The 10,507-nt window shown below is 44.1% G+C and carries 8 protein-coding genes; 5 read left to right on the forward strand and 3 right to left on the reverse strand.

Translation table 11 applies throughout. The features are described from left to right. A partial coding sequence (serC, locus tag QNJ26_17700) for a 3-phosphoserine/phosphohydroxythreonine transaminase (GenBank protein MDJ0987379.1) occupies positions 1-885 on the reverse strand: 885 nt, incomplete at its 3' end. A 317-nt stretch (positions 886-1,202) separates the two neighbouring features. On the opposite strand from serC, the gene QNJ26_17705 reads away from it, so the two are divergent. Beyond that, on the forward strand, positions 1,203-2,576 hold the full coding sequence (locus QNJ26_17705; GenBank protein ID MDJ0987380.1) for a TrpB-like pyridoxal phosphate-dependent enzyme: 1,374 nt from the start codon (positions 1,203-1,205) through the stop codon (positions 2,574-2,576). Positions 2,577-2,612: 36 nt separating this feature from the next. Here the strand turns inward: QNJ26_17705 and QNJ26_17710 are convergent, their stop codons facing one another. Beyond that, positions 2,613-2,906, reverse strand: a complete 294-nt coding sequence (locus QNJ26_17710; protein MDJ0987381.1) for a hypothetical protein — start codon at positions 2,904-2,906, stop codon at positions 2,613-2,615. Between the two features lie 548 nt (positions 2,907-3,454). On the opposite strand from QNJ26_17710, the gene QNJ26_17715 reads away from it, so the two are divergent. After that, the gene (locus tag QNJ26_17715) at positions 3,455-4,786 is read left to right on the forward strand and encodes a tetratricopeptide repeat protein (GenBank protein ID MDJ0987382.1); all 1,332 of its coding nucleotides are present in this window, start codon (positions 3,455-3,457) and stop codon (positions 4,784-4,786) included. 928 nt (positions 4,787-5,714) lie between these two features. Here the strand turns inward: QNJ26_17715 and QNJ26_17720 are convergent. After that, positions 5,715-5,882, reverse strand: coding sequence for a hypothetical protein (locus tag QNJ26_17720; GenBank protein MDJ0987383.1), 168 nt, complete (start codon positions 5,880-5,882; stop codon positions 5,715-5,717). Between the two features lie 517 nt (positions 5,883-6,399). On the opposite strand from QNJ26_17720, the gene QNJ26_17725 reads away from it, so the two are divergent. From QNJ26_17725 to QNJ26_17735, 3 genes are all read left to right on the forward strand, one after another. Further along, positions 6,400-6,765 carry a hypothetical protein gene (locus tag QNJ26_17725; protein ID MDJ0987384.1) on the forward strand — a complete coding sequence of 122 codons (366 nt, stop codon included), beginning with the start codon at positions 6,400-6,402 and terminating at the stop codon, positions 6,763-6,765. Positions 6,766-7,109: 344 nt separating this feature from the next. Then, on the forward strand, positions 7,110-9,005 hold the full coding sequence (locus QNJ26_17730; protein MDJ0987385.1) for a tetratricopeptide repeat protein: 1,896 nt from the start codon (positions 7,110-7,112) through the stop codon (positions 9,003-9,005). A 327-nt stretch (positions 9,006-9,332) separates the two neighbouring features. Then, positions 9,333-10,154 (forward strand): IS110 family transposase, encoded by an 822-nt coding sequence (locus QNJ26_17735; GenBank protein MDJ0987386.1) that lies wholly within the window; start codon positions 9,333-9,335, stop codon positions 10,152-10,154. The last annotated feature ends 353 nt before the right edge of the window (positions 10,155-10,507 follow it).

A 10,507-nucleotide genomic window follows, 5' to 3' on the forward strand; every position in this document is an offset into this window, starting at 1 on the left:
GCGGGAGCCTGTGTCCACCGGGCAGCGGTACCAGCCTTCGGAGCGGTCGATAGTGTCATACAGCGTTCCGGAACGCGCCAGGGCGCGTTTTTCCATCTCTGCCAGCCCGCCCTTTTCTTTAACCCAGTCGACGGTGAGTTTCAGCATATAAATGGCAAAAACCGGTGGTGTATTATAGAGCGAATCCTTCCCGGCGTGAGTCCTGTACGACAGATAGGCCGGCAGGTCATCGCGGCAGTTTTCCAGAAGCGCTTTGTGAATAATCACCAGCGCCATACCGGCAGGTCCAAGGTTTTTCTGGGCGCCGGCAAATGCGAGGTCGAGCTTTTCCCATTCAATCGGACGTGACATGATATGTGACGACATATCCGATACCAGCGGCACCGTACCGGTATCCGGGTATTCATGATACTCAATTCCACCGATGGTCTCGTTACCGCAAATGTGTAAGTAGGCGGCATCGTCCCCTACCTGATATTCTTCATTGGCGGGCATGCGTGTAAAATTTTCCGCTTCATTGGTCCACAAAATACGGGTCGGTCCCAGTTTTTCAGCATCGGCAATCGCCTTTTTAACCCAGGTTCCGGTATTCAGAAATTCGGCGGTTTTACCGCCGCCTACCAGATTCAACGGCACCATGCCAAATTGCAGGGTTGCACCGCCCTGGATGAACAGAATGTCATGGCTGTCCGGGACGGCCAGGACATCGCGAATACCGGTTATGGCATTATAATGCACCTTATCGTAATGTGCGCCCCGATGGCTCATTTCGATCAGAGACATTCCGGCACCCTGGTAATCAACGAATTCAGCTTGAGCTTTTTTGAGCGCCGGTAACGGCAGGGTGCAGGGGCCGGCTGAAAAATTAAAAATACGATTTGACATGTTCCGTCTCCCCTCTCATTAAATGTCCGTCAATTGTAAGCAAATAAATTATTCTTAAACGATTCGGGCTTGTACCAGGATGTATCCAGACTGCCAGAATTAATGCCTCTGGAATCCCAGAACTGCCTTATAATGCGGGCAAATACTGAATTTTTACCAACAATTATTTCCTTGACTAAAATTTGTATACCGTATACAGGATGAAGTCAAGCCAGCAAATGAACGCATTTCAGAAGACTTTTTTCTTCAATAAAAGGTTCTGTATTTTCTGAGTTTTATCAATCTATGACCGTCAATCTACTATTAGGGAGGGTGCCATGGAGATGAAAAAGGTTTTTTTGACTGAAGATGAAATACCGCGGCAATGGTACAATATTAATGCAGATATTAAAATGAATCCGCCAATGGGACCGGACGGCCCGATAACACCGGATATGCTCGCACCGGTTTTCCCGATGAATCTGATCGAGCAGGAAGTCAGTCCGGAAAGATGGATCGATATTCCTGACGGAATTTTGGAAGTTTTAAACATCTGGCGCCCTTCTCCACTGGTAAGAGCATATGCGCTTGAAAAGGCCTTAGATACGCCCGCCAGGATATATTATAAATACGAGGGTGTCAGCCCTCCCGGCAGCCATAAGCCTAACACAGCTGTGGCCCAGGTATATTATAATAAGGAATTCGGCATTAAACGCCTGACCACCGAAACCGGTGCCGGTCAGTGGGGCAGTGCCCTCGCATTCGCCTGTTCCCAATTCGGTCTGGAGTGCAAGGTGTTTATGGTTCGCATCAGCTTTGACCAGAAACCTTACCGAAAGACCATGATGGCCACCTGGGGCGCCAATTGTGTGGCCAGCCCCAGCACCGAAACCAAGGCTGGACAACAAATCCTCGAACAGGATCCGGACACACCCGGCAGCCTGGGCATTGCCATCAGCGAAGCCATTGAAGCGGCGGTAACCGATCCAACCGGCGAAACCCGTTACTCCCTGGGCAGTGTTCTGAATCATGTGATGATGCACCAGACGGTAATCGGGTTAGAAGCCAAAAAACAGATGGAAAAAATCGGCGAGTATCCGGATGTCGTCATTGGGTGCGCCGGCGGCGGCAGCAACTTTGCCGGATTGGCTTTCCCCTTTGTCTATGATAAATTAAACGGCAAAGAAATCGATATTCATCCGGCTGAACCGGCTGCCTGCCCTACCCTGACCCGCGCGCCTTTTGCCTATGACCATGGCGATACCATCGGCATGACACCCCTGCTGGCCATGCACAGCCTCGGCCATACCTTTGTGCCACCGCCCTTCCACGCAGGTGGATTGCGCTATCATGGAATGGCTCCTCAGGTAAGCCAGTTAGTCACCGAGGGGATTTTAGAGCCGAAGGCGTATCCACAGTTGGCTACCTATGAAGCCGGTATGCTGGTTGCCAGATCTGAGGGCTTTATCTCTGCTCCGGAAACCAATCATGCCCTGGCGTGTGTGGTGGATGTGGCCCGAAAATGCAAGGAAGAAGGCAAGGAAAAAGTGATCCTCTTTAACTTCAGCGGTCACGGATTGATTGATTTAGGCGCTTATGAGCAGTTTCTATCAGGCAACCTGACCGATTATGAATACCCGGCCAAAGAAATTGAAGAAGCGGAAAAAATTCTTGAGCAATATCCCAAACCGGAAATTCTCAAAAGCCGCTAATCAACATTGTGATCGCTTTTAAAAACTATGGAAGCCTCACGCAAACAACTCATCCGACGTTGTCCGCGGTTGGGCAATACGGTACCCTTTAAATACTGCAAAACCTGTGGTGATGATCAGCAGCCCTGCTTTAAGATCCTGGACTGCTGGTGGGAATACTTCGACGTCGTGCAGTACATGAAGGATCATTTGCCCGAGGATCAGTTCAATCAATTGCTGAAGGCCAAGCCCCCGAAACCAAGGATCACCAGTCTGGTCGAACTGATTGAACAGGCCCGGCAAAGAAACGAATAGATCGATTGCCAGCAAACCATTTGGCCTTTTAGCCAAGAACAGCCGGCTAAAAGGCCATTTTTATGGTAAACGATTTGCTCAATGCGATAACAAAAGTTAATGATATCTGTACTTATGTAAATGTTCAGGTTCAATATATCACCAGTTGACAACTAACACCTTTTCAATTATAAATCTGCAAGTTGTATGCTTGCTGAAACTCAATCTCCAACGAACATTGACATCATCATCAATCTTTTCTGCTGTGCAAATTCTGCTGTTGAACTAAATCTGAAACTCTAATTTGCTTTCCAATTAAAAATTCACCCCCTGAAAATTTGAAACCGAACTTAGGAAAAGGCATATGGTGAACCCTTTTAAATTGTGCCTATCTTGCTCCTGACTGGTTTATTAACCCCTTGTCAGGAAAGATACGCACAATTCGGCTATGGCAGAGGTGGCATATTTTTTCATTTCAATACGCTATTCTTTCTCTTGTTTCACGCGGTGAATGAGGTGTTTGGTAGTTCGCATTCCAGCAGAGCGGTTATTAATGAAAGCCACCTAACCAACCATCATATCATCAATCGCAAAGGAGGACTGATATGAAACTTGCAAATTGTCTTTTTACAACTCTTACAATCACTTTGCTGGTATGCGGGACATTGCTGAGCCCCCACTTCTGCTGGGGCGGAAGTGTTACCGAGGCGCCTGCTTCTACCGCAAATATGGCCTATCCTCTGCCAGATAAGCCTTCATTTGCAATCCTACCATTTGAAAATGTGGCTGGAAATTCTGAACTGGAATTTTTAAGCGATGGCGTCACTGACGATCTTACTTTAGAGCTCTCCAGGGTCCCTGCTGTATTTGTCATAGCTATAGGTGCGACACACATCTATAAAGGTAAGTCGGTAACTGTTAATGAAGTTTCCGAAGAGCTTGGTGTTCAATATGTGATTGAGGGTAGCGTTCAAAAATTAGGAGAGCAGCTCCGAATTACTGCACGTATGACTGATGCATTAAAAGGCGACCCTGTTTGGTCGGCGGAATATGACCGAAATATGGATGATATATTTAAAATCTACGAGGACATCCTTTTTAAAATAACCAAATCCGTAGGGTTAAAGTCTCCTAAATTAGGTCCCACTCCTAATCTTGATGGCTATTTAAAGTACCTACAAGCGGTGAAGTATTATTATATGCAGACAAGGGATGGTCCACCGAAGGCCAAGCCTTTTTTTGAAGAAGCGATTGCTATAGATCCAGATTATTCGCCGTTTTATGCAGAGTTCTCGTTTCTGCATTCAGATCTCGCACGTTATTATAGCTCTGGTGAATCAAGCGTAGAGAATTTTGAAAAAGGCTTGGAACTGGCACAAAAGGCCATTGAATTGGATAACTCCAACGATTCGGCTTATGTTGCTTTAGGATATAATTATATGTGTCAAAAAAAACCCGAATTAGCTCTTTCTAATTTCGAAAAAGCTTCAGCGCTTAATCCGTTAAATGCACGGGCTTACAGTGAGGCTGCAACTTGTCTTACTTGGATTGACAAAAAACAGGAATCTATCTCCTATTACCAAAAAGCTATCCGCCTCAATCCTATGGGGCCCGGTAATTACGTTAGGTTAGGTAGAGCTTATTATCATCTAAAACAATATGAAGATGCGATAAGAATGCACGAAAAATGCCTTGAAATTGTGCAAAAAGGTATCGGAGCTAAGTGGTGGGCGCACCTCCACCTTGCTATGGTTTACGGTGAGCTTGGCCGTGAGGCGGAAGCTCGTGCTCACATGGAAAAGCTGCTTGAGTATTGGCCAAAATTCAATCTTGAAGACCGGCGCAAGTCACTTCATTTCAAAGATCCAACCCTCATTGAGAGGGAACTTAACGCTCTTCGCAAAGCAGGAGCTCCCGAGCATCCACCCTCAAAGTGAAAAATACGTTGCAAGGTGTCGAGAAAACCAGTTCTTCGGGTGAAAACGAATCGACACCTTGTTACAGTTGACAAAAAACTGAACTTTCCCTTCTAAAAGATCTTTAGAAGGGAAAGTTGAAAAGCTCACGCAGACGAAAAACTCCTGCGGAGTGGCAGCTCAAATAGGAATTAAAAGTGAAGTTGGAAAATATTAAACAAGTAAACAGACAAAGAGCAAAATAACCTTTGTTAATAGACTTATATCTGAAATGAAATTAATTGGCTAAATTTGGATGTATCTCCTACAACACACAACTTTTAGAAGGCCAAAATTCTGTGATACCTTTTTCGTATCCGTAATATCGCAAAACAAATCCGAGCTTATGGATTCGACTAAACAAAGAATGTAACTATATTTCAATTTTTTGTTTCTTTACAGATGAATGGGCCATGAGGTTGCCTAATTCATCTTTTTCCTCTTAACGCGGTGGCCCACATACAAGGTGGGCCGCCCGTTTACAGTTGCACTTGATATGTCCACCAAACGTAAAAGGAGGCCAAAAATGCCTCAGATTCTCCGGATAAATCCCGAAAGACGCTCCGGCAAAGAAAGGCGCAGAATCTTTAGTCTGCACCGTTTTTTTCACAAAGGGCCTGAAAGAAGAAAGGCTTTACACGATCGAAGGTTGCTGGAAGAAAGGCGAGATGGCTGGGTAAGGATCAGCAAGTGGTCAAGTGTGAATCTACATGATTTAAAGATATCAAAATTTTTACATTAGAAAGAACACAGGACTGTAAATGATTCTATCTGCCCAAAGAGCGTAATTCTTCATACAAGCCCTAATCGGCAATCCGTTCGGGGATTTTTATTACCAAATTGGCATAATGGGATTATGCTACTTCATATCAGCCAATGCATAAATTTGCGTCGTTGCAGTTCATTGTTTTCAATCACCGAATCGGTGTTTCATATTATCTTCCGATTTTTCTTTATACTCTTCCCCTTTCGATTGTATATCCGGAATGTCCAGATAGGGTATGTCTACAATTTGAAAAAATTCAAGAGCCAATAAAATGACAAGAATACCTAATATATAAGCTACATATTTTCCCATATTAGCCTCCCAAAAATTAACCTGCTGTGGGTACTATCGATATGTTCAAATTAGAAACGCTACACCCTTATTTGGTTATAGAAAGATTTTCGATACAAGTGTTTCATATTATATTGGAAATATGGGAAATGGGCAAGATTTTGCTGCTAAGATATTCGCTTCATATATGTAAAATTGCCAAAGTTCATGTATTCTCAATAAGATTCCATCTCTTGACAAAAACTTTATAATTACAATATTTTCGATTATCTGATTTTTCTTAAAGGATAATGATTATGGAAAAAAACTTAGCCTCAAGAAATACCGAAGTCTTGCCTATACACTCCGCCCTATCAAATCGCGTGGTAAATGCTGCAGCAACGTCCTTTTGGAAACAATTCATGTAGAGCCAATAGAAAGTGGACAACAAATTCGTGGGAAAAGAAACCGTATCGTTGAATGTCCAGAATGTAAAAAGATGTACAGCAGTAAATATTAGTCACCAAAAGGGCTAAATGTTAATCTGTATCAATTCAATATGGCACCTAAAATAACAGTAAAAGAAGATTACATTTTAGTAGAACCTAAAGAAGTTGATTATTGGGAAATTTGGGAAGGTGTTGTACTGGTATTAAATTTACCTGAATTTTCTGAGAAAAACGATATTTGGTTATTCAATGAAGCTCAAATCAGGCTGGCATATGTTGATTTGTATAAGCTAAAAGACCACATAGAAGAAATTTATCCTAAGAATGAGAACAGGAACAAAACCGCAATAGTTGTCGAGTCGGGAGTGCAGGAGGCGTTAGCTATATTTTTCATTCAAATTGCAAAAGACCTGCCGTTTGAGATAAATGTTTTTTCAGATTTCCAATCTGCTGAAGATTGGATTATAGATAAATAATATTGTTAAAATAAGTATTGGCCTACTCATCAACATATTTCCAACAACTCTGTAAATATCAGCCCACTAAAAACCTTGCGATATTTGATATGTATCTGTAAAAATTTGATATTTGTGGGTCTCTCAATATCTCAACAGTTTCAGAACTCGCCTTTATGATTGACTAAACGCCATTGATTTGTTTATAAATTTAGGTTAACTATTTCCGAAGCACCCATTCTACCCGACCTGAAGCGGTTCTGCATTCTCTGAATCGAATCCAGCTGCTCATCCGGCATCGCGTTACTCTGAATTATCCACATACTTAGTCCTATAGTTTGAAACCTTAACATCGGAGGAGCCCTATGTCAGATGAAGGTTTTAAGCGTAAGCTCACCGCAGTTCTCAGCGCCGATGCAGTTGAGTACAGTCGGCTCATGGCAGAAGATGAAGCCGCTACTGTAAAGACTATCGCTTCCTACCGAGAAATCATGTCATCACTGATTAAACAGCACAGGGGCAGAGTCGTTGACTCTCCAGGGGACAATGTGTTGGCCGAGTTTTCCAGTGTGGTTGATGCCGTGCAGTGCGCTGTAGCCGTGCAAAATGAAATTCAGACAAAGAACGCAGATTTGCCGGATAACCGTAGAATGGAGTTTCGTATTGGCGTAAACCTCGGAGACGTTATTGATGAAGAAGACCGTCTCTATGGTGATGGCGTCAACATTGCTGCCCGGCTGGAATCACTGGCAGATCCTGGGGGTATATGCGTTTCAAAAACTGCCTTCGATCAGATTGAGACCAAGCTGCCACTGGGGTATGAATATCTGGGGGAGCAGTCAGTTAAAAATATACCTAAGCCTGTGGGTGCTTATCGGGTCTTAATGAAACCAGATGCGGCTGGCAAAGTGATTGGTGAGAATAGGTTTTTGGGTAAGTTTTCACGTAAGTCAGCCATGTCCGCCATTATAATATTGATCGCCGTTGCGGGAGCTTTGGTTAGCTGGAATATTTATCTTCAGCAATCAAAACAAATAGCGCCTGCCTCTGTGGATAAGATGGCGTTTCCGTTGCCTGACAAACCATCCATTGCCGTTTTACCTTTTGACTATTTGAGCGGTGACCCCCAACATGCTTTCTTGGCAGACAGCATCAGCGAAAATATTATGTCCAACCTTTCCAAAATTCCTAGACTTTTTGTAATTGCTCGAAATTCAACATTTACCTACAAAGGCAAGCCTATAAAGGTCCAGCAGGTGAGTGAGGAACTTGGGGTCCGTTACGTGCTGGAAGGCAGCGTTCAGAAATCAGGTGATCGCCTGCGGGTAACAGCCCAGTTGATCGATGCGATTAAAGGAAATCATTTATGGTCCGAAACGTATGATCGAGATATGAACGATATATTTCAGGTTCAAGATGCGGTTACAAAAGAAATCACCACCGCCCTGAATGTAACTCTCACACAAGGGGAGCAAGCCAGATTACTCGCAAGGGGTACAGATAACCTTGAGGCCTATATGAAGGCTATGCAGGCACGTGAAAACATATATCGCCACGATATGGAGGGCAATATTTTGGCCCGGCAGTTGGCACAAAAAGCCATTGATTTGGACCCACAGTATTCTCAAGCATATCGGCTCCTGGGTGTAACCCACATGCATGATGTATTGCAGGGCAGGAGCAAATCCCCGAAGGAGTCTATGGGCAAGGCTATCAAGCTGGTGAAAAAGGCAATCGCACTGGATAATCAAAATGGTTATACTCATGCTGTATTGGGTTTTTTGCTTATTCTGATCGGACAGTATGACAAGGCTGTTGCCGAAGTGGAGTTGGGTGCCGCCCTTTTCCCAAATAATGCAGATGTCCATGGGTGGTTAGGCATGGTGTATCGGTATGTGGGCCGGTGGGAAGAAGCTGTTCATGCTTATGAACAAGCGATACGCCTTAATCCTATCCCGCCAAACTATTACCTATTTGGGATTGGGCAGGCTTACGCCTGGACAGGTCGATATGAGGAGGCAATAACAGCATGCGAGAAGGCGATCAGCGAGGCGCCAAAATCACTCTATGCTCGTGTGATCGCCGCTATGGTTTATAGTATGTCTGGACGTGATCAGGAGGCCCGGGCTCAAGCCGCTGAAGTGCTTCGGATAAATCCTAAGTTTTCTCTCAATTATTGGGCAAAGAGGCTCAGATTTAAAAACCAGGATGATAATCAGAAGCATATTAGTGCTTTAAGAAATGCCGGTCTTCCTGAATAGGTAGACGATAATAGGCCAAAATACGATTTCCACAATATACCCGTAGCCCAATGACATAAATTGAAATTGTGATATGTCATGGACATCTCCCGAAAATGGCGCACTTCAAAACCAGTGATACCTTGTATGTTCCCCCGAACTATCTTAAATATCTACGCAACGTGTAAGAGTCAGTTTAACAATCAACTGTAGTGTAGCAGACCGATAGATACCCGGTCTTTTAAGGCCGTGTTGGAGCGCAGGTCGCTACACTACCTTCCATCTAAGCCGAACGGTTGCAGGGGCATTGAAGCTCGCATGTTGCAAGGCCGGGTACAGGAGGATCTTATGGCAACAGAGCTATATTTTGGAGTTGATGTTAGCAAAGACAGTTTAGACGTTGCTATCGGCGCGGCAAGAGACATCGTTACATTTACCAATGATCAAAAGGGAGTCGATGCGTTGGTAAAAAAATTGAGCCAGATCAATCCGGCGCTTACCGTTTTTGAATCTACTGGCGGCTACGAGCTTTTGGCAACCAGTTGTCTTGCTGAAGCCGGCTTGGCTGTAGTTATCGTTAATCCGAGACAAGTTTGTGATTTTGCAAAATCTGCTGGCATTTTGGCAAAGACAGATGCCATCGACGCGCGTGTGATCGCGCGTTTTGCAGAGGCTGTAAAGCCAGATGTTCGACAGCTCAAAGATCGCCAGACATCCGAATTGACGGCCCTTGTTACCCGTCGCCGTCAGATTATTGAGATGATTGTTGCGGAAACAAATCGACTCAGACTCGCCAACAAACGCAATAAAAAGGATATCGAGGATCATATCCGCTGGCTAAAAAAACGCCTTGATAAGATTGAAACCGATATTGGTAAAATGATCCAAAGCAGCCCGATTTGGCGCTGCAAGGACGATATCTTGCAAAGCGTACCGGGCATAGGGCCCATCACATCGGCCAGCTTGATCTGCGATTTGCCGGAGTTGGGTGTTTTGAGTCCGAAAATGATTGCAATGTTGGCTGGTCTTGCGCCGTTAAATTGCGATAGTGGAAAATACAAGGGACGCCGCAGAATATGGGGGGGCCGTGCTGCAGTCTGCTCTGGTTTATACATGGCAACGGATGTAATATGCAATCAGACGCCTCTTCGGTCTACAGTGCATCGATAATGCTCGATTTTACCTACATTAGAATTCCTGGTTGATTGGACATTTTGTTTCGATTATCCAGATATTGTCTGAAATATTCTTGTTTTATTTGATATTTGGACATCTCCCAATTTATAAATGTTTCAATAAAATTTGAAGCGAGGTGGTGATTCAATGAAAAAAGATTTTGGATCAGATTATGCGTCGATTTCAGATGCTAATTTTAAAGCCAAATACCGGGCAAGTTGTTAATGCAATGCGGTACAATACGAAGTATGCTCAGAACCTGTAGATGCAAAAATATGTCATTGCCTGGCATGTCAAAAATTGCATGGGGCTCCTATGCAATGGGCAGCTATATTTCATAAACATGA

The sequence above is a fragment of the Desulfobacterales bacterium genome, from assembly GCA_030066985.1.
Taxonomy (GTDB): Bacteria; Desulfobacterota; Desulfobacteria; order Desulfobacterales; family JAHEIW01; genus JAHEIW01.